Here is a 19,791-nt window from a genome sequence, read left to right as displayed (position 1 = left end):
ACATTCATTCCTTTATAGCTTTTCCAGTTAACCAAAAAGTAAAAAGCCATCCGTTCTTTTAGCAACGGATGGCTCTTTATTACTCGACCATATATGGATGGTTTAGCACGTCATAATCAGCATCCCTGTTTTTAAGTTCATTCCCTTCCTTAAATACACTTTCGAAAAACCGTAAAGCCGGTTCCGCCAGTTCCTTATAATAATCACTGAACAAAGCAGCCGCATGGCTGCCAAGCCACTTGTCAGGAAGAAGTTCCTCCGGAAGTCCCGGATCAACAAAGAGGAATTTCCTGTACTCATGAACTAGCTTTGTTCTTTCTACAAAGCATTCAGCATCACTCATATTCCCTCTTTGTATTTTATTTTTATCAATTATATACTTTTGGCTGTACTCAGAAATAAATTCCTGGTATCGATCATTAATTTCCTGCAGATTCCAGCTCTTTTCAACAATTTCAATATTTTTATGCGGTCCTGCATATCTGGCAATAAAGAAATCAACATAATTGGCAATATCGTATTTCTCAATCAGATCAAATACTTGCTTCTCCAGGTTATTCGCAGAAATCCAACAGCTGCTGGACATGGAACCAAAACCGCTCCAAACAAGCTCCTTACGCAATTCATCCCGTACATTTCGTATTTCTTCCGGAATGGTATACATGAGAATCCGCCAGTGGCCATCCCATTCCTCCGGCTTTAATTTAAAAATACGCTTTGCTGCTTCCTCAATCCTTTTCTGGCCTCTAGGTGTTAAAGAGTAATAGCTTTTATTTCCGATCTTTTCAGCCTGTACCCACCCTTGCTTATTCATTCTCGAAATGGCAGCCCTGACAGACTGGTCATTATGGCCAAATTCGCTTAAAAGCCTGATCAGGCTGCCAATCCAGATTTTGCTTCCATAGTGTGAAATATAATCTCCATAAAGTGTAAAAATCATTGACCTTGTATTCAACTTGCTTCCATCCTCATTTCATTAAGAGAGTTGCACGGAAAAAATACGTTATATAACAATTGTACTAAATTTATTTGGTTTTGAAAAATATTTTTTCGAAATACTAAATATCCTGTGAATAAAAAACCATAGAGAACCTGGTTCCCTATGGGTATAGCAATTAGTTTTCAACACGTTCGACGATTGTTGAAATCCCCTGGCCGACTCCCACACACATGGTGGCAAGGCCATATTTAGAATTCCGCCTTTTCATTTCATGTAAAAGAGTCGTCAGGATTCTCGCACCGCTTGCTCCCAGCGGATGTCCGAAAGCAATCGCTCCTCCATTCACATTCACCTGGTTAGGATCTGCTTCAAGCTCTTTGATGCAGGCAAGTGATTGGGAAGCAAATGCCTCATTCAGTTCTGTTAAATCAATATCCTCCATTTTAAGTCCTGCTCTTTTCAGTGCTTTCCTTGTTGAAAAAACCGGGCCGACTCCCATGATTGATGGTTCCAATCCTGCTGTTGCGGAAACTACGTATTTCCCTAGGGGTCCCAGTCCTAGTTTCTTGGCCTTTTCGGCCGACATCAGCAGCAAAGCTGATGCCCCATCATTCACTCCTGAAGCATTTCCTGCAGTTACTGTTCCGCCCTTAAAAATCGGCTTTAACCGTGAGAGTTTTTCATAGGTTGTTTCCGGGCGCGGATGTTCGTCGTGAGCTAAAGTGATTTCATTTCCTTTTCTGTCCGTATAAGTGACAGGTATGATTTCATCTTTAAAAAGGCATTTTTCCATCGCAAGCTTTGCTTTCATCTGGCTCTCCAAGGCAAACTGGTCCTGCTCTTCACGTGTTATTCCAAACCTTTCAGCAACATTTTCTGCGGTTTCCGGCATACTTTCCGCTCCATATATTTCTTTCAATTTACTATTTGTAAAACGCCAGCCAATCGTTGTGTCATACATCTCCATGTTGCCTCTTGGAAATTCGCTGTTCGGTTTAGCCATGACGAATGGCGCTCGTGTCATGCTTTCAGTACCCCCAGCTATGAAAATGTCGCCTTCTCCGGCCAGTATGGCCCTGGCGGCATAATTAACTGCATCCAGTCCTGAACCGCACAGTCGGTTTACGGTAGAAGCTGCGACCTCCACTGGCAAACCGGCGAGAAGCGCTGACATTCTGGCAACATTTCGGTTATCCTCACCTGCCTGGTTGGCATTCCCAAATATGACCTCTTCAATTTCCTGAGGATTTATATTAGGATTCCGCCCGAGCAGGGCTTTTATGACCATGGCACCCAAATCATCTGGACGAATACTTTTTAATGCCCCTTTATATCGCCCGATCGGCGTCCTGACTGCATCTACTATGACCACTTCTCTCATTGTGCAACTTCCTCCTTGGCGGAATAATCGTATACGCCTCTGCCAGTCTTGCGGCCGAGCCTGCCTGCCTTCACATACTGCTCAAGAAGCGGTGCAGGACGATATTTTTCCCCCAGCTTGCTGTGGAGATAGTTTAAGTTATTCAGGCGGGTATCAAGCCCGACAAGATCCCCCAGCTCAAACGGGCCCATCGGGTAATTAAGGCCGAGCTTAATGGCTTTATCAATTTCCTCAGGTGTGCCTACACCTTCCTGAAGCATATAAAATGCCTCATTTCCGACAAGCGCACTGATTCTGCTCGTTACGAATCCAGGAAACTCATTGATTATAACCGTTTCTTTCCCCATTTGCTCAGCAGCTCTTCTGATCGCTTCAGCTGTTTCATCACTTGTTTCAAGCCCTTTAATGATTTCCACAAGGGGCATTTTATGGACAGGGTTGAAAAAATGCATGGCAATCACTCTATCAGGCCGTTTTGTATATGACCCAATCTCTGTCGGGCTCATAGTGGAAGTATTGGTTGCAAAGCAGCAAGTCTCAGGAGCGTGCTGATCGATTACTTCAAATATATTTTTCTTAATGTCCATCACCTCAGGCACCGCTTCTATGACAAGGTCAGCCTCTTTCACATACTGGGCCAGGCTTACTGAATATCGAAGACGGCTTTTGCTTTCTTCCATTTCCGTAAATGTTAACTTTTTTCGGGCTAGCCCTTTTTCAAATATGTTATTAATCTCTTTTTCTGCATTGGCCAACTGTTCCTGGCTGATGTCAACCAGAGTGGTTTTAAATCCTCCGACTGCACTAACATATGCAATTCCGCGCCCCATTACGCCAGAACCAATCACTACAAGATTTTTCAATTGAAAGCCCCCTTACAGATTTTTAAAAGTCTCTATTAAACTTGCCTGTTGAATTCCGGTCCAGGAGCCTCCTTCGAGTCAACGCCTGCGGGGTCTCCTTTTGACCTGCGTTTCCCGCAGGATAGTATAAGCATCCTCAAGTAAGCACAGCACGAAGAAAATGAGAATGCATTTCTGAGGATCTCATGCCTTCAGCTCCAATCAACAGGGTGCCAAAATATACAATAAGCTTTAACATAATCTTATAAAAAGACGAGCACCCGAAACGAGATGCTCGTAAATTAGAACATATGACGGGCAAATATTTTGCTGATTGATGGCCGGTGCCCTTACCTGGCTTCCGGCAGATTATTTTACTTCCCTTGAAAAACAGGCTTGCGTTTTTCCATAAAAGCCTTGACGCCTTCTTTATGGTCAAGGGTAAGGCCAGCAATGCGCTGCCCCTGAGCGTCCCGCTCCAGGCTCTCTTCCAAGGTAGATTCCCAGCTTGCCTTCAAATTCTTTTTTATGAGGCCAATTGCGGCTGTCGGCATTTTGGCTAGTCTTTCAGCAAATACTGAAACCTCATCATGCCATTGTTCCAGCGGAATCACCTTTGTAGCGAGGCCGTGCTCCTTTGCTTCCTGTGCAGGTATTTTTTCACCGAGTACCGCGAGCTCCATGGCTCTTGCATGGCCAATCAGCTTTGGCAGGAAATACAGATTCCCTGCATCGGGGACTAATCCCACATGGATAAAAGATTCTATGAAGCTAGCTTTTTCAGAAAGAAGGCGAAAATCGCATGCCAATGCCAGGCTCATGCCGGCTCCTGCCGCAACACCGTTTACCGCGGCAACGACCGGCTTTTCACATTTATTCAGTTCCATCACCATAGGGTTATAACATTTTCGGAGTACCTGCCCATGATCCATATTCTCGTTTACACCTTCAAGGTCCTGGCCTGAGCAGAAGGCACGGCCTTCACCTGTGATGACGAGGCAACGAACCTCCATATCTCTGCTTGCCTGCTTAATTGACTGTTGAACCTCTTTATTTACCTGCTCAGTAAACGCATTCAATTTATCAGGGCGATTTAGAGTGATCCAAGCTACACCATTTTTCACTTCATATTTGACTGTTTCGAACATATGCTATGTACACCTCCTCTATTTCCCTTTAAAATGAGGCTTGCGTTTTTCGATAAATGCCTGCATACCTTCTTTTTGGTCATCTGTAGAGAATAATAGATAAAAGTTCTTTCGCTCAAATTCCATTCCTTCTTTTAATGGAGAGTCTACCGCTTTAAGGATGGCTTCTTTTATAAGCCGAATGGATATCGGCGCCTGATTCGCAATTTGTTCCGCCGCTTTCATAGTCTCCTCCATAAGAAGTTCCTTGGAAATCAGCTGGTTGACGATGCCATGGTGAAGCGCTTCACGGGCAGATATCCTTTTTCCTGTAAAAAGCCATTCCATCGCCTTGGTTTTACCAGCGAGCTTCGTAAGCCGCTGTGTCCCGCCAGCGCCCGGCATGACACCCAGATTTACTTCAGGGAAACCGAATTCGGCATCATCTGCCGCATAAAGCAAGTCACAGCACAAAGCAAGCTCAAATCCTCCGCCAAATGCGAAGCCCTGCACCGCACCGATGATCGGTTTTTTAATCATGGCAAGGCGGTCCCAATCCTTGAATTGGTTTCGGAGCTCAAAATCAATTGCGTTATCATTCGCCATTTCATCAATATCAGCACCGGCAGCGAAAGCCCTGCCCTTGCCGCTTAATACAATGGCACGTACGCTGCTGTCGGCCTCAAAGCCTTCCATGGCATCAAGAATTTCTGATACCATTGGCCGGTTGATGGCATTGAGAACTTTCGGCCGGTTCAAAGCTATTAATCCAAGCTGGCCTTGCTTTGAAACTTCAATATATTCATAGGTTTTACTCATCTACTTCCTCACCAATCATAAGGGTGATCAAGTCACCTGCAAACTTCATGGCGTCTTTGCCTGATGCCTTTCCTTCGTCTGTCCTCATAGCAGTTTGCAGAGCTTCATGGCTGTCATAATACATTTCACACATCAAATAGTACTTCCCTTCGCCCCCCATAGGACTGCCAACAATTTTTGTAACCTCCATTTTACGAAGACCCGGAATTTTGGCTGTGATTGGCGCATGTGTATTAAAATAATGGTCATCAAATGCCTCCTTATTTTCAGGGTGCTTATAAAGCGCGATTAATTTTACCATTTGGACAACTTCCTCTCGTTTTTGTACTTGGTTCTTCAATTAAAAGTATTCCTGAAGATCAATTGATATGTGATAATGCTTTGAACACGAAAGACTTTAGTTTTAAACTAAATCTCCAGGAGTTGTCTAACATGTGTCTTGGTTTATCTATCATATTATTGAAAATTACTAGCACCTTGCGTGTTTTACCTTGCATGTTTGAAGGTTTATCTAGCATGTTCTGAAATTTATCTAACATTAGGCACAATTTTACTGAGGTTGTAGACCATTTGAGCATTATTCGAAGCATCTCCCGAAATATGCTTCACTTTTCAAAGTTACGAAACTATTTTTCCGATATATGCATCACTTTCCATTTTTATGCGTTACTTTTCCACAGTTATGCGCCACTTTTGAAATTTATGCGTCACTTGTTGGTCTGACGGCACTCTGGACAAAAATAGGAATTTCCCGTTCCTACATCATTGTTGATACTGGCTTCATTGCCTCAAATGGGTTCCGGCAGGATTTGCAGTATAAAATACTGCGGCATGCAGTTGGACCGAAGAGGTTATCCATCGTGGTGTAGGCCGACCCGCAAAATGGGCATTCAACATGCCATTCCCCTGTTTCACTGATCAAATCAGGCGGCGGTGCAATACCGAATTCTTTCAGCTGGATTCTTCCCTTTTCTGTAACCCTGTCAGAGGTCCATGGCGGATGATAGATAAACTTAACTTCTATTTTCTCAAAGGAGCCCAGCTTTCCTAATTCAGCTTCTACATTTTTCCGAATAATGTCCAGCGCCGGGCAGCCCATAAAAGTTGGCAGAAGTTCTACCCTAACTGTACTCCCCTCAGCCTTTAAATGCTTAACCATCCCCAAATCAACAATTGAAATAGAGTCTATTTCAGGGTCCTTCACATTCTGAAGCGCTTCTAACGCTGCTTTTTCCATTACTTGAATTTGCTTCATATCTATCATCCCTTAAAAAAACTTACCAGCTTGCAGCCGGATTTACGTTATACACTTCGCTTAAAGTGGATAAAGCTGCATCAAGGTCAGCAGTATGTTCCCCTTTGCGGCCATTTCCATTTTTCATCGCGAAATCAGACTCGGATACCGATAGATTTACAGATTCAAGTACAGGCTTCATCATATAAAGCCAGCGCTGTTTTAACCTCTCTTCTGTTTCAATCAGACCATGCTTTGCTATTTCATACCCGAGCGGTCCCAATGTAAGCACTCCTTCAAAATCAACAAGAACCTTTTTGATCGCAGCTTCCATTCTCTGCCTTGCTTCGCCGCCTGCCTGGATTAACTGCACAAACCAGGTTTTCCAGTGTAGGAGATGATAGTAAAGCTCCATATTTACCTTTAATGCCACATCGGCTAACGGCTGATAAGATGAATTTTTCAATGAGTCCATTCGGATCTTCTTGGCCTGCACGTAAAAATAGTTTCTTACAACTGCGAAGGCCCAGTCGTATTGGGCTGTGGATAAGTAATGCCCCGGGCCATTTACCATTTCCAAAAGAACGGCATTTTTACGCTCGGACGCTTCCCTACCATGGGCGAGGCTGTCTACATTACCTTCTCCAAGATCCTCCAGCAGCTGATAAAACATCGCCGCATGGCCCATCGTATCCTGGCTGATGGATGAGAAAGCTACGTCCTCCTCAATATGCGGGGCAAGGCCAAGCCATTCAGAACCGCGGTAGGCAAGGATGAAGTCATCGTCAGCAAGCTGGTATAATAAAGCTGTTAGAGCTGATTTAATAACTGGATCGAATGGCTTATAATCAGGCTTATTCACTTTTCTTCATCCCTCCCCATGATAAGATTTCCTTTTCGTCGAGCATTTCCTGTTCATAATGGCGCCACTTCTTCTTCAAGTAGCCGTATCCTTTTGTAGTCCGGTATTCTTTATTATCAAGCCGCATGAGTGATTGTTTTTCCTCCGGAGTCATTTTCCTGACATCGGACCGTTTAACAACCCAAATGTCTGCGACCGGTTCTCTCCTCATAAAATTTTCCTGTGCCATGACGAGGGCAATCTCCCGATTTGGCGCCAGCATAGAAAATTGATACTGCAGAGGAGAGGTATCTGTTCTTTTGCTGAACACTTCAAATTCTTGATAAAATCCTTCGCTTCCCAAAGCGTTCCCTCCCATCTGGTCCGGTTAATTTGCTGTATTTAGAGCATCTCTCACCCATTTGTTTGTATCATAAGCAGTTCGGCGCAGGCCGAGGCGCTCCTTTGATTTCGGTCCATTATTTTTAATAATGTCCTTAAATTTGTTCCAGTCAGGCTGTTTATAGACCCAAAGATTCTGTTGCTGATCAAAATGCATCGTTTCATCAGGAACCGTTAGGCCGAGCGAGAGAACACGCGGAATATACTTTGTAAAGAAATCCTGCCTCAATTCTTCGTTGGTCTTTGTCCGGATTTTATATTTAATGGTTGTATCCTGCTTGGAAGTGCCAGTAGTGGAAGCATCACCCGGTCCAAAGAACATTAGCAAAGCGTCCCACCAGCGGTTCACCGCATCCTGTACCATGGACCTTTGCTCATCGGTCCCTTCTGCTAACGCCATGATAATCGCTTCACCGTGCTGGGCATGGAATACTTCCTCGGCACAAATTCTTTTGAGTGCACGTGCATAAGGGCCGTATGAGGCATTAAGCATATTGGTCTGAGTAATGATGGCCGCACCGTCAACCAGCCAGCCAATCAATCCAGCATCCCCCCATGTTGGCGCCTCCATATGAAAGACGTTGTGGAACTTAAGCCTGCCGCTGAATAGATCCTGCATGATGTCCTCACGCGTTTTCCCGAGCGGCTTCATTAAGTCCTCTGCAACACGGAGCAGCAGCTGTCCATGCCCCATCTCATCCTGTACCTTTGCCATTATTCCAAGCTTGCGTTTTAAAGAGGGAGCTTTCGGAACCCACTCCTTTTCAGGCAGAGCTCCCATAATTTCACTGATTCCGTGCATGGAAATCAATTTAATTAAGGTCAGCCGGTAATCTTCAGGCATCCAGTCATCCGCTTCAATTTTTTCGCCTGCCTCGATACGCTTCATAAATTGCTCATATTTTTGTTCATCAGTCCATCCCTGATAAGAAATTACTTCAGACAAAAAGTTCACCCCCTGTTTTGTTCGAATCTTGCAAGTCCTATTTAAACAACTGCATTTTCCTTCGTTCGATCCACAACCCTTACAGCTTTGCCTTCCGATCTTGGCAAGGTTTTGGGCGGATGGACTTCAAGCTGTATGGTTATAAAGCAATGCTCCTTCAAAGCATGCTGAATCTTCCTTTTTATCAAATCAGCGTCTATCATTTCCTTGAAAAATCCTTCGCTCCATTCTGCATGAAGCTCTAATGCCTTGAGGCTTCCTTTTTGCAGTAAATGAATCTGGTAATGAGGGGCAAGTTCCGGAATCTGCAAAAGACAATGCTCGATTTCGGAAGGAAATAGATTAACGCCATTTACATTCAGCATATCGTCAATACGGCCTTTTACCCGGCTCATTCGTATCGTAGTTCTTCCGCAGCTGCACTTCTCCTTAGAAAGGGAAGCAATATCACCTGTTCGGTAGCGAATCACTGGAAAAGCTTCCTTTGTTAAGCTGGTGAAGACCAATTCACCCTCCTCACCGTTTGGAAGCGGTTTCAATTTTACCGGATCAATTACCTCTGCGAAAAAGTGATCTTCGGCTATATGCAATCCATTCTGCGCTTCATGGCACTCCATGGCTACTCCTGGTCCCAATACTTCGCTTAACCCATAAATATCGCATGCTTTAATGCCCAGTTTCTTTTCCAACGTATGCCGCATCTCCTCCGACCATGGTTCGGCACCAAAAATGCCGTACCTTAAAGAAGTTTTTGAAGGATCTAAACCCTTTTCTTCCATCTTTTCAGCCAAATTCAATATATACGACGGCGTGCCGCAAATAACCTCAGGTGCAAAGTCCCGTATCAGCATAATCTGCCGGTCAGTATTACCGCCAGATACAGGGACAGTGGCCATTCCGAGCAGTTCACTTCCATAATGCAGCCCTAGCCCTCCGGTAAACAATCCATATCCGTAAGCATTATGCAAGATCTTTCCCGGCTGGCCTCCTCCGATTATGATCGCTCTGGCAACAAGATTCCCCCACATCTCAATATCATTGCGTGTATACCCAACAACAGTCGGCTTTCCGCTTGTTCCAGAAGAAGCATGAAGCCGGACAATATCCTTCTTATCCACGGCAAAAAGCCCGAATGGGTAATGTTCACGCAAATCTGCTTTAACGGTAAATGGCAGGTTCCGAATATCCTCCAGGCTGTTAATATCCTCAGGTGTAATATTACTTTCTAAAAACTTTTTCCGATAAAAAGGTACTTTGTCAAATACTCTCTCCGCTGTCTCCTTGAGCCGGTTCAACTGCAATTCCTCTATAAAATCGCGGCTTTCCGTTTCAATTTCATGCAGGATCAAGCCAAAACCTCCCAGAAAATTATCATTTTAAGATAACACTTTTATATAACGTTTATATATCGTTATATATATTAAGTGTCATATATTTAACACAAAGATACCGTGTAAAAAGGAAAAAGTCAACTTATATTCAGAAAATTTACTAATTTATTTTTTTCAGTTAATAGCTCAAACCTTTGAGCGAAAAGCACATAAAAAAAGCCCACAAGAACTGTCGGCTATTTTATCAATATAGACAAATTTTATTGCCATTCCTTCAATTTCTTTATAATGTTATTCTTCCAAAGTAAAATAAAAGCCTCTTCACCTTTTGCTGTTTTTTGTTTCTGCCATTCGTTATAACTGGCGACAGTGATGAGAAGAGAGCCGGCTATTAAGAGATAAGCCCACCAAGGGAGATTGCCCCAATACGGTCTTGTCTGAAGCAGTACATTTAGCAGAAGTACTCCTGAACCGACAAAGAAATACGCTTTTATTCGGAAGAAAGTTCCTGCCAGCATAGAAAGAAGTGAAAGCGTGCCGACAATCAGCGCATCATAAACAGTGTTGCTTGCAAGGCCATCCTGTACAAGCAGCAATGAAACAATGATAAGAACAGCCCATTGCATCCTATTTGTAAGTTTGCCATATCGGTCTTTGAAAATTTTTCTTGTTAAAATAATCAGAGCAATCCATGGAAGCACGTAAAGTTCCCTCGTTAAAAGTTCGGGAATCTCAATATGACGCAGTAAAGCATAATACGGTTCCAAAAGAACATAACCGGAAAGCAATCCAGGTAGCAGCCAGAAGTGATTAGTTGGAATTCTATTACGCTGCAAATAAATAAGGATGCTGATTAATAAACCCGGAAGAACTTTTGCCCATAAATCCTCTGTATGAAATAGGTAGATTGAAAGGAAGAATAAGAAGGCTGTAAGGGTATAGCTGTCTGCCTGTTTCCTCTTGCCTTTGAATAAGAAAATCCGGTTATAAATTATTTTGCCGATAGTGGTTAGGATCAGGCCAAACACAGCCGCGGCAAGAGTCTTAAACTCAGGAGAAATTTGATTGATATACAGGAATTTCATTGTGCCAATAAAAATTAAAAACAGTGGAATTCCTGACAATATATCTAATTTCAATCTGTGTAAGTAAGCAATTAAACCTGCTGCATACAAAACCAAAACAACAAATGGAACCAACCCAAATGGATAAGCTGAAAGAAATGCAAAAATGCCGACCAAAGACCAAGGAATAAGAAAGAAAATGCTTCTCTGTTTATCACCCTGGTTTGAATGAAGCCAAAATGCAAAAATAATACAGCTTACCAGCAAGAAAGCAAACTCACTGTACTCACCATCCCATATATGATCCATTCCAGTCAAAATGGCCATGAAAAGTGCAAGGAATACGCTATATAGGAAGACTTTCACTTTCCACTCTTTTAGGGAAACTCTCGAACTGATCCAATAAACTCCCAAAGCGCCCAGAAAGCCCCAAATGCTATTTTCCCTATACATGAAAAGTGTCAGAAACATTGCGAGCGGCATGTAGAAATGGCCAATCCAAGAAAAGCCTTTTGCCAATATTGAATCTCTTTTCAATAAATAATAAGCAAAAGCCAGGAGAATAAATGCCCCCATCGGCAGCTGAATCCAATTGAAATATTCAAAGTTAACACCTGCTAAAGTTAAGCCATTTATTATAGAGAAATAGGCAATCAAAGAAACCCCTGCAGCAAAAAACGGCACCCATACTTGTTTTATGGCAAAATATAGTGCCAGGTACATAGCCACACCGCCCAAAAGGATTGCCGGCCTCACCCAAACATCATTGATTGGCAATACGAGTGCTGTAAATAATGAGATCGAATAAAAGCCCTGTGCAATGAAAAAAGCATTTCTGACAGCAGTTTTATGATTCTTCCTTTTTAAAACATAAGTTAACGCCAAGAGAACAGCACTAGCCATAACCGTATTCATCGCCATTCCAAGTGAATCATGATAGAAGTTAAAGGTCCTGCGCATTTCTTCTCCATAGAACATAAAAGCGAACCCTATGGAAACCGGGATGGCCCATGGTGCTGCCTCTTTATAAAAGCTTCTTTTTTCAACCGCATTAATCAGGATCATCACAAAGCTAAAAATTAAAAGCATGGTTCCGGCTGCCATCCAATCCCAAAGGCCAATTGCAAGCAATATGGAAAATACCATGATGCTATTTCCCACATCACGTGAGCTTGAATCAATGACTTTTAGCATCGGAAGCTTTAGTGAATATCCTATGCTTATAAAAAGCACAAAACCGATAAAGAATACTGGGGGAATAAAATTCTTAAAACCAAATGCCTGATCCAGCATGAGCATAATCTCATACAGTGCAGAGGCTATAAAAATGGGGGCAAGGTACGCAAAAAGGACGTTAGCCATCATTTTTGCCAAATAAATAAACTGTACGGCTATAATAATATACGCCCAAAGCAATGCAGCGGACGGTTCATTCATCCTAAGAAGTATGCCTTCAACCGAAATATAGAGAAACGCCAGGATTGAGACAATTGAACTCGTAACCCTGAACACTTTTTCCCAATGATAATGATGATCCATCACCCTCGGCATTAACAGAAATCCTGTTCCAATCAGCGCATAGAATACCGGACCAGCCGCATCCAAAACGGAATGTTCAATAAGCTGGTAGGCACCGTAGACAACCAATAAACTAAAAGCAAAGTGGAATTCCTTTTTACCAGTAACATAGACCATTGATAAATAAATAGCTGCAGTTACTAAAATATTTACACTGTAAAAAACATGGCTATTAAAGAAAGCGAGCATTAAAATCGTAGAGAGCACCAAATTAATTTGCGCAAAATAAACAAGCTCTTTTGAAAACAGCTTTAAGTCTTCTCGGTTTTTGATTCTGTGATAAGCTGCTGCAAGCAAAGCGTTAAAAAGGATGAGGCCTAAGTAGAAGCCATCTTTATCAAGCTTGAATGCTGCCAATGTATATCCTGCACTGAAACTTATGGCAATATAAGAGAACCAGACAAATAGACGTGAACTTAACTTCTTTGCAAGAATACTGTATATCGGTACAATTAGAGAACTTCCTGCCGCTCCAAGGATGAAACGCCCTTCTCCATAAAATGAAAAATATGGGCCAAGCAAATTAAACCATCCAATAGATAAAATAAAGATTGGCAAGAATAAGCTGCCGAGAACAATGAAAGCAAACGATGTTCTCTCAATTTTTAATATTTTATTTGAAATATAGGCCATTCCATAAAAAAGAAGAGAAACAAAAGCAATAGAGCCGCTCTTCATCCAATCCGACATCGTGTCCCAGTTGCTCGTGGCGACAAACAGCCCGCCAATCAGCAGGAGGATAACTCCGATATTCAACAGCCAGGAGATGTTTCTTTCCCTGGCTTCTTCTGGTGATAATTTCCTTTTTGGTTCAACCGTCTGCTGGGCAGGCTGCTTTGTATTTTGTTTAATGGCGGGAGTATGGATCAGCTCATGCTCCTGCCTCTTCTCGTCAAGATCAGAATAATATTTGTTATGTGCATTCATGGTGATTTCAAAATGTTCATCTGTTATATAGTCTTTTTCTTTAAGTTTTGCCAGTTCAAAATGGAAAATGCTTTTATGGTATTTTTCAGTTTGAGCATCCATTACTTCACCTCTTTTAAAATAAAAATTATTAGAATTACAATAATTTTATACTTTTGGTGTAATTTTACACATATTTAATCAGATAATCAATCCCCTTTTTGGTAAAATTTAAAGGTTTCTCCTTCATAGTCTACTTATCGATTAGAGCTGCCAATTCGTCTTCCTTCCCAATTAACATAGTGCTAAAGCCAACAAGGAACTTTAATATAGCCTTCTTTTATGTACCCTCATTTAATAATCAGGCTTTTTAACAAAACTAATTAGCAGTTAGTACTCATAGCAAGAGTTCTCCTTTTTAATTATTTATTTAAATGCAGGAAACAGAGGTATAAAAAGGGACTTTTCCAATACATCCGAACATTGTCCTTCAACTGCTAATGATTAAGCCCTTTGAAAATGCATATTTCTTAGGCTATATAACCTATTAATAAAAGCCTATTATTATATCCGATAAATTGCAGAATAACAATTCTATCCGAAAAATATTTTTTACATTATATTATTCTAGAAATTTATAAATTTTAATGGAGGAATCACCTTTGAAAAGACTGCAACTATTATTAACTTCTGTTCTATTGTTCGGTTTGTTCCCTGCTGTAAGCTATGCAGCTCCAAACGAGGAAGAACTGGCTGTATTTTTACAGGAAATAAATTGGACTGAAGATGGTTTGATTGACCACCTGGAATATTTTTGGGATGTAAATATGGACGATTTTGAAACGATGGAAGATTTAATTGAGTTCCTGGGTGAGCCAATTACTGAAGAAAACCTGCAGCATTTATTGGATGAATATGGTTTCGAGAATGAGGAAGAATTAGCAGCATTGCTTGTTGAAAATGGAGAAATGGAAGCAAATGAAAATGTTCGAGACGTTTTCAAATATATTGACGCTTTGGATTCAACAACTTCTTTTCTGACATATACAGGTACAGAAATTAATGCAGAAACTCTTCAGCAGCTGCTTGAAGACTACGGCCTTACTTTGGAAGAACTAAACGCACTGCTTGAGGAAAACGAAGATGCTTTAGAAAACTACGAGTATATTGAAGACCTGGATATCATGGTTTCCATTTATCTTGGTGCAGATGAAATGCCAGGTGAAGATGAGCTGACTCAAATACTTGCAGATATCAGCCTTACTGACGAAGAACTCGAAGCATTAATGACACACTTTATGACTTTGGATTTTGAAGATCCAGCCTTTCTTGACAAAATGATGGACCTGGAAAGCCGCTTAATGGCGTTTGGCAATTTTGAAAGTGCTGAGGAACTGAACGAAGAACAAATTGCTGAACTTATTAGCATTATGCAGGAAATGATGGATCTGTTCCAGCTGGATGCAGAGTTCTACCTCATTAAAGGCAATGAAAAAGTTCATTTAACAACAGAGGAAATGATGGTATTAGAAGAGACAAATGGCTTTGACTTATTGATCGAGCTATTCAATACACAAGGCGAATTCCTTGCTGATTTGGTCATTACAGCTGACATGTTCAGTTCAGAATTGATTGAAGATACAGTAGGCGATTTGAACCAGGCTGAAACGGTTATTAAAAAACAGGAACCAGCTAAAGCCAAGCCTGCTCCGAAGAGTGTAAAAACAGTTAAAGGCGGCAAGCTCCCAAATACTGCGGGCAATTATGCTGAAGGCATTCTTGCAGGAATGGGTCTAATTGTATTAGGAGCGTTCATTATTCGCAAACGGAAAGTGAAATCTGAGTGAACAATAAGACTGTTTTAAAGGCCGTTCTTGGTTCGGCAGTGATTATTATAGGAATTTGGCTTGTATTTTCAAATATACAGCCCTTATTCTACGCTCACCAAACTACAGCCCAAATTGAGCAGAAACCTATAGAGCAACAAAATCATCAGCCTGTGCCAAAGGCAGAGAAAACTGATGGATCAACCTTGTATCCGGTAAGGCCTGCAACGGGGGAAGAGATTGGCGAGCTGTTAATACCGAAAATATCGGCAAGCCTCCCGATTTTCCATGGTACCGACGAAGATGAACTGGAAAAAGGGGTCGGTCATTTTGCGGGTAGTGTACTCCCGGGCGAAGCTGACAACTCTGTCCTTTCCGGCCACCGGGATACCGTATTCCGAAAGCTTGGCGAAGTAACAATAGGCGATTTGCTGGTAGTCAACACGTCAGCAGGCGAGTTTACCTACAAAGTCCGCAAAGTAAGAATAGTTGATGCAGACGACAGAACAGTCATCGTACCTAAGCCTAGAGCAACCCTGACTGTCACAACTTGTTACCCGTTTAATTTTGTCGGGGATGCACCACAGCGATATATCCTAATTGGAGATTTAGTAAGAGAATAGAAAAACCCGCTTATTATGCGGGTTTTAAAGGGGAAGGCCATTTAGAGGCCTTCTTTTTTATTGAGTTATTGTCACTAATTTGACGTCTGCAAAGTCAAAGCGATGGTAATTGTCATCGGAATCAGTAACTTCAACGAATCCTTCGAGATCCTTTATGCTCCCAATAACCTCTGATTTATTTTCTGCTTCAACTACTTCCGTAACAGTTACGTCTTTTTCAAATGTGTAAATAACCTTAAACGAATTCATATGTGTAAAACTCTCCTTTCGCCTTATTTCTTCCCGTTAATACAGAGTTTAAACTAGTAATATTCTTTGGTGTAATATTTTAAATACAGTCTTCACCTTTAAAACAAACTGTATTTAAAAGAAAACAAAAAAAGGTAGCAAGAAGAAAGAACGTGCTAGCAAGTTGCTATCCGACAAATATCAACCTATATCTACAAATTTTTAACGTCCTTTGTCTAATTACCAATAAAAGGACAAGTTTCTCCGAGTGTGAATAAACTTAAACAGTGCATAGCTCTTGTACAAGCCGTATAAAAAAGCTTCCTTTCTCTTTCTTTACTATACTCTGAAGCATTTGTAGATCACGACAGCATCAAATTCAATCCCTTAGGTGATCACCAATGGTTACTCCGGTATCACACATTCCTTCTATTACACCATTTCGAATGATGAATTGCCGTTTTAAAGTCATTTCACCATGAATAGTTCCTGTTGGTGTGCGCTACTTGGCAGCCCCTGGTGAGTAATCATAGAAAGGCTTGAAATTGGATCTCACCAATCATATATGATAAAATTTTCATCATTTTTCTCATCCATAAGAGAAGCAATGAGATGCGCATTTTTTTATGTGAATAATTTTGTTTACATAATTATATTATCGACCACCTTATGCTATTACAAAAAAAAGGAGTCCAACATTTAATCTGGACTCCTTTCTTGATTCTTATTCACCTAAGTCAACATTATGGTAAACCCGTTGAACATCTTCCAGATCTTCCAGAGCATCAATCAGCTTTTCAAATTGAGCTTGTGCATCAGAATCCAGTGCAACTTCATTTTGAGGAAGCATCGTTAATTCCGCCACCGCAAATTCTGTAATGCCTGCTTCTTTAAAGGCTTCCTGAATAGCATGAAATTGATCTGGCTCAGCGTAGACGATTACGGTTTCATCTTCTTCTAAAATATCACGGGCGTCTACGTCTGCTTCCATTAAGATTTCAAGCACTTCTTCTTCGGATTTGCCTTCAACGCCAATTACAGCTGTTGAATCAAACATATATGATACTGAACCGCTCACTCCCATATTGCCTCCATTTTTACCAAATGCAGCACGTACATTGGAAGCAGTGCGGTTTACGTTATTTGTCAGCGCATCAACAATGATCATGGAACCGCTTGGCCCAAATCCTTCGTAACGAAGCTCGTCATAATTTTCTTCCGCTCCGCCTTTGGCTTTTTCAATCGCACGATCAATGATATTTCTTGGCACATTATATGTTTTTGCACGTTCAAGTACAAATTTCAAAGCCTGGTTTGCTTCAGGATCAGGCTCGCCTTGTTTGGCAACTACATAAATTTCAAGTGCGAACTTGGAATAAACACGACTTGTATTTGCATCCTTTGAAGCTTTCTTTTCTTTAATATTGTTCCATTTACGGCCCATATGTCCCACTCTCTTTCAACTTTGGATCTATAAAAAGTTATTTATATGTAATGGAATTCTTCTTCAACTGAAGAACTCATACCCCATTATTATACATTAAGTGAGGGGACTTTTTCGAGTATATACTTTTAATTCCATTTTAGATAAGGATACCTGCGGGTTCCCTTTAAATTTATTTAAATCTTGCTCTATAAATATTTTATTGTCTAAATAACAAAATCCTGTACTGTAACCTAGAAGGAAAAAAAGCCAATACAACTCGTATTGGCTTTGAGTTTGGTCAGATTTTAAACTAAATAAAGGCGGCAGGCAGGGATTTTGATTGATTCTTTTTCAAGAATAGGTACAAGAAAAAGAAAACTCCGGCACTTGATCCCCTTAGTATCGTTGATACGATCATCGCCATATCGATGCTCGTTTGCTCCAGAAGATAGACGCCAAATTGTGGAGCAACAAAGGCCACTAGTGCAAGCAAAATATTATAATTGGAAATAAAGACACTCCGTTTTTCTTCTTGTGTTACCTCCAAGAGCTGGTTAAATAGGATAAGAACTGTACCAGACACAAACAGCCCGCTAAAGCCGTTCACTAAAACTAGATAAATCATATTCGGAGAAAGAATTGTCAAAACTGGTGCACTGGCCATTCCAGCAGAGACAAGGATCATCATTTTTGCATTGCTGTGTTTATCAGCCATTCTCCCCCACCATTTGTAGCTGATAATTTGCGCGAGCTGGTTTGCTACTGTAAATAAACTGATCCACATTGCTGTTGCTCCCGCATACTTAATCTGATAAATGCTAAATAATGACCAGGCCATTTGCCAGCCGAAATTGAAAAAGAGGCTGCAAAACAAAAAGTAGAGAAAAGGCTTATGCCTGAAAACCTCCAACCCGAAGGATAGGCGCTTTTTCTCTTTCTTTTTTTTCTTTTTCTCCTCCTTATGCTTCAGCAAATAATAAACCTCTATTAAGCCGAAAAGAAACGCAGTGACAAACAAAACTTGAAAAGGAAATGGGCTTGATTTTTCAAATTGCTGAAGAAGGATGCCAATCAAAAAAGTAGAAAACATACCAACTATCGTGAGGACTTTATTTCGTTCGCTAAAGAATCTGCTTCTCCGGTCATCAGGGATCAAATCGCCTATAAGACTCTGCCAGCTTAAATTTGCGAAGGATCCCGGCAAATTCATAAAGCCGACAAGGAGAACAAAGGCCCAGCTTCTAAATTCAGCCGGCAAATATATAACGAAAAACATCAGGAATAAAAAGAACCTTGCTGCCAGGAAGGAATAGGCAGTAAATCTTTTCTTCTCTTCCAGGTGGTTCAATATCATAGATCCTAACACCATGGCAAACATGCCAATAAACTGCGGTAAAGAGCTGATAAGCCCTATTTGAAAATTTGTTGCTCCGAGCACGCTGATGGCAAACAGCGGAAAATAATTGTTGCTTATATTTAATACAATAGTTGTAGCAATTCCATTGTGGATACTGAGCTTCTCATTCTGCCTTGTTTCACTTAGCGGGAGTGCCATCGGTCATCTTCCTTCACGATATATATATACTTCTATTTCGACACACTAAATATTTCCTAAGTAATCATAATCCCGTACCCCTTTTTTGGCAATACTTTTATGAAAAATTTTCAAAATAAAAAACCTCTTTAAAAGAGGTTAGCGCAGGGTCTTATATAGACGGCTTTAGATGACGTTTTCCCTTCCATCATCAGGATAGCTTCTTCATTCTTTGCTATCTTTGTTAACTGTGCGTCAAGCCGCTGGTGGATTTGTGTAATTTCTTCGCTTAACCTTTGCTTTAAAGTCGTTTCTTTAATAATTTCCAGAAAACCCTTTATTTCTTCTCTCTGGAAAGAATCCATTTTTTCAACGATTTCCTTTATATCTGTCAGATCAATTTGGTTAACCATTACTCGGTGTTCAATACTATCCACCTTTTCCAGGCGGTCCAACCTTTGTTCAAGTATTTTTACATTTTTATCGATTTGGACCAGCTGATTCTTTATCTCTATATTGCTTTCCAGCAGCTGCTTCAAAAGCTCCTCCATCATTATCTCTCCTCATCTTTTTGTTAGACAAATTTTATCACCACCACTCTTTTTAAAGCTGTGAACATTTAGTTACAAATGTACTGAAATGGAAAATAATCGAGTAGAGGGAAAATAAATGTATTATTTTCGCCCCTCTCACAACACCGTACGTACGGTTCGCGTATACGGCGTTTCAATTTATATCACAGT

At 41.1% G+C, this 19,791-nt stretch carries 18 protein-coding genes and 1 pseudogene; 2 read left to right on the top strand and 17 right to left on the bottom strand.

All coding sequences use genetic code 11. The annotated features are described in order from the left end of the window. Window positions 1–79 precede the first annotated feature (79 nt). The 12 genes from paaX to DFO73_RS19795 all read right to left on the bottom strand — a co-directional run bounded on the left by paaX (window position 80) and on the right by DFO73_RS19795 (window position 13,534). Window positions 80–955 (bottom strand): phenylacetic acid degradation operon negative regulatory protein PaaX, encoded by an 876-nt coding sequence (paaX, locus tag DFO73_RS19855; RefSeq protein ID WP_110066436.1) that lies wholly within the window; start codon window positions 953–955, stop codon window positions 80–82. A gap of 160 nt (window positions 956–1,115) precedes the next feature. Then, entirely contained in the window at window positions 1,116–2,321 is a 1,206-nt protein-coding gene (locus DFO73_RS19850; RefSeq protein WP_110066435.1) for a thiolase family protein, read from the bottom strand. Then, window positions 2,318–3,184, bottom strand: a complete 867-nt coding sequence (locus DFO73_RS19845) for a 3-hydroxyacyl-CoA dehydrogenase (protein ID WP_110066434.1) — start codon at window positions 3,182–3,184, stop codon at window positions 2,318–2,320. Before DFO73_RS19845 ends, DFO73_RS19850 begins: the two co-directional genes overlap by 4 nt. A gap of 353 nt (window positions 3,185–3,537) precedes the next feature. After that, a complete protein-coding gene (locus DFO73_RS19840) occupies window positions 3,538–4,311 on the bottom strand; it encodes an enoyl-CoA hydratase-related protein (protein WP_110066433.1) in 774 nt (257 codons plus the stop codon). Between the two features lie 18 nt (window positions 4,312–4,329). After that, window positions 4,330–5,109 (bottom strand): enoyl-CoA hydratase-related protein, encoded by a 780-nt coding sequence (locus DFO73_RS19835; protein WP_110066432.1) that lies wholly within the window; start codon window positions 5,107–5,109, stop codon window positions 4,330–4,332. Further along, complete coding sequence (locus DFO73_RS19830) at window positions 5,102–5,410, bottom strand: EthD family reductase (protein ID WP_110066431.1); 309 nt, start codon at window positions 5,408–5,410, stop codon at window positions 5,102–5,104. Before DFO73_RS19830 ends, DFO73_RS19835 begins: the two co-directional genes overlap by 8 nt. A gap of 456 nt (window positions 5,411–5,866) precedes the next feature. Then, a complete protein-coding gene (gene paaD / locus DFO73_RS19820) occupies window positions 5,867–6,364 on the bottom strand; it encodes a 1,2-phenylacetyl-CoA epoxidase subunit PaaD (RefSeq protein ID WP_110066429.1) in 498 nt (165 codons plus the stop codon). 22 nt (window positions 6,365–6,386) lie between these two features. Next, window positions 6,387–7,205, bottom strand: coding sequence for a 1,2-phenylacetyl-CoA epoxidase subunit PaaC (gene paaC, locus DFO73_RS19815; protein ID WP_110066428.1), 819 nt, complete (start codon window positions 7,203–7,205; stop codon window positions 6,387–6,389). Beyond that, on the bottom strand, window positions 7,198–7,563 hold the full coding sequence (gene paaB / locus DFO73_RS19810; RefSeq protein WP_181396069.1) for a 1,2-phenylacetyl-CoA epoxidase subunit PaaB: 366 nt from the start codon (window positions 7,561–7,563) through the stop codon (window positions 7,198–7,200). Before paaB ends, paaC begins: the two co-directional genes overlap by 8 nt. Before the next feature lie 9 nt (window positions 7,564–7,572). Continuing rightward, window positions 7,573–8,475 carry a 1,2-phenylacetyl-CoA epoxidase subunit PaaA gene (gene paaA, locus DFO73_RS19805; protein WP_375137336.1) on the bottom strand — a complete coding sequence of 301 codons (903 nt, stop codon included), beginning with the start codon at window positions 8,473–8,475 and terminating at the stop codon, window positions 7,573–7,575. 98 nt (window positions 8,476–8,573) lie between these two features. Further along, the gene (locus DFO73_RS19800) at window positions 8,574–9,881 is read right to left on the bottom strand and encodes a phenylacetate--CoA ligase family protein (RefSeq protein WP_110066425.1); all 1,308 of its coding nucleotides are present in this window, start codon (window positions 9,879–9,881) and stop codon (window positions 8,574–8,576) included. Between the two features lie 242 nt (window positions 9,882–10,123). Further along, a complete protein-coding gene (locus DFO73_RS19795) occupies window positions 10,124–13,534 on the bottom strand; it encodes an SCO7613 C-terminal domain-containing membrane protein (RefSeq protein WP_110066424.1) in 3,411 nt (1,136 codons plus the stop codon). 539 nt (window positions 13,535–14,073) lie between these two features. On the opposite strand from DFO73_RS19795, the gene DFO73_RS19790 reads away from it, so the two are divergent. Then, window positions 14,074–15,258 carry a processed acidic surface protein gene (locus DFO73_RS19790; protein ID WP_110066423.1) on the top strand — a complete coding sequence of 395 codons (1,185 nt, stop codon included), beginning with the start codon at window positions 14,074–14,076 and terminating at the stop codon, window positions 15,256–15,258. Then, window positions 15,255–15,860 (top strand): class D sortase, encoded by a 606-nt coding sequence (locus DFO73_RS19785; protein ID WP_258309624.1) that lies wholly within the window; start codon window positions 15,255–15,257, stop codon window positions 15,858–15,860. Before DFO73_RS19790 ends, DFO73_RS19785 begins: the two co-directional genes overlap by 4 nt. 57 nt (window positions 15,861–15,917) lie before the next feature. On the opposite strand, the gene DFO73_RS19780 is transcribed toward DFO73_RS19785, so the two are convergent. From DFO73_RS19780 to DFO73_RS19760, 5 genes and pseudogenes are all read right to left on the bottom strand, one after another. Then, a complete protein-coding gene (locus tag DFO73_RS19780) occupies window positions 15,918–16,109 on the bottom strand; it encodes a hypothetical protein (RefSeq protein WP_110066422.1) in 192 nt (63 codons plus the stop codon). A 367-nt stretch (window positions 16,110–16,476) separates the two neighbouring features. Further along, a pseudogene (locus DFO73_RS29865) lies at window positions 16,477–16,697 on the bottom strand (hypothetical protein); the annotation flags it as partial. A gap of 115 nt (window positions 16,698–16,812) precedes the next feature. Beyond that, complete coding sequence (locus DFO73_RS19770) at window positions 16,813–17,532, bottom strand: YebC/PmpR family DNA-binding transcriptional regulator (RefSeq protein WP_110066421.1); 720 nt, start codon at window positions 17,530–17,532, stop codon at window positions 16,813–16,815. Window positions 17,533–17,824: 292 nt separating this feature from the next. Next, window positions 17,825–19,069: an MFS transporter gene (locus tag DFO73_RS19765; RefSeq protein ID WP_110066420.1), complete on the bottom strand. Its 1,245-nt coding sequence runs from the start codon at window positions 19,067–19,069 to the stop codon at window positions 17,825–17,827. Between the two features lie 128 nt (window positions 19,070–19,197). Further along, entirely contained in the window at window positions 19,198–19,602 is a 405-nt protein-coding gene (locus DFO73_RS19760) for a hypothetical protein (protein WP_142669538.1), read from the bottom strand. Between the last annotated feature and the right edge of the window lie 189 nt (window positions 19,603–19,791).

The organism is Cytobacillus oceanisediminis (assembly GCF_003182355.1).
Classification (GTDB): Bacteria; Bacillota; Bacilli; order Bacillales; family Cytobacillaceae; genus Cytobacillus; species Cytobacillus oceanisediminis_A.
This window is presented reverse-complemented; position numbering and strand designations above follow the sequence as displayed.

What these genes read in the sequence shown, in the direction of transcription:
- DFO73_RS19795 (WP_110066424.1), bottom strand. Translation starts at nt 13,534, where the DNA reads ATGGATGCTCAAACTGAAAAATACCATAAAAGCATTTTCCATTTTGAA.
- DFO73_RS19830 (WP_110066431.1), bottom strand. Translation starts at nt 5,410, where the DNA reads ATGGTAAAATTAATCGCGCTTTATAAGCACCCTGAAAATAAGGAGGCA.
- DFO73_RS19850 (WP_110066435.1), bottom strand. Translation starts at nt 2,321, where the DNA reads ATGAGAGAAGTGGTCATAGTAGATGCAGTCAGGACGCCGATCGGGCGA.
- paaB (WP_181396069.1), bottom strand. Translation starts at nt 7,563, where the DNA reads ATGGGAGGGAACGCTTTGGGAAGCGAAGGATTTTATCAAGAATTTGAA.
- DFO73_RS19835 (WP_110066432.1), bottom strand. Translation starts at nt 5,109, where the DNA reads ATGAGTAAAACCTATGAATATATTGAAGTTTCAAAGCAAGGCCAGCTT.
- paaA (WP_375137336.1), bottom strand. Translation starts at nt 8,475, where the DNA reads ATGAAGCGTATCGAGGCAGGCGAAAAAATTGAAGCGGATGACTGGATG.
- DFO73_RS19770 (WP_110066421.1), bottom strand. Translation starts at nt 17,532, where the DNA reads ATGGGCCGTAAATGGAACAATATTAAAGAAAAGAAAGCTTCAAAGGAT.
- DFO73_RS19840 (WP_110066433.1), bottom strand. Translation starts at nt 4,311, where the DNA reads ATGTTCGAAACAGTCAAATATGAAGTGAAAAATGGTGTAGCTTGGATC.
- DFO73_RS19760 (WP_142669538.1), bottom strand. Translation starts at nt 19,602, where the DNA reads ATGATGGAGGAGCTTTTGAAGCAGCTGCTGGAAAGCAATATAGAGATA.
- paaD (WP_110066429.1), bottom strand. Translation starts at nt 6,364, where the DNA reads ATGAAGCAAATTCAAGTAATGGAAAAAGCAGCGTTAGAAGCGCTTCAG.
- DFO73_RS19765 (WP_110066420.1), bottom strand. Translation starts at nt 19,069, where the DNA reads ATGGCACTCCCGCTAAGTGAAACAAGGCAGAATGAGAAGCTCAGTATC.
- DFO73_RS19780 (WP_110066422.1), bottom strand. Translation starts at nt 16,109, where the DNA reads ATGAATTCGTTTAAGGTTATTTACACATTTGAAAAAGACGTAACTGTT.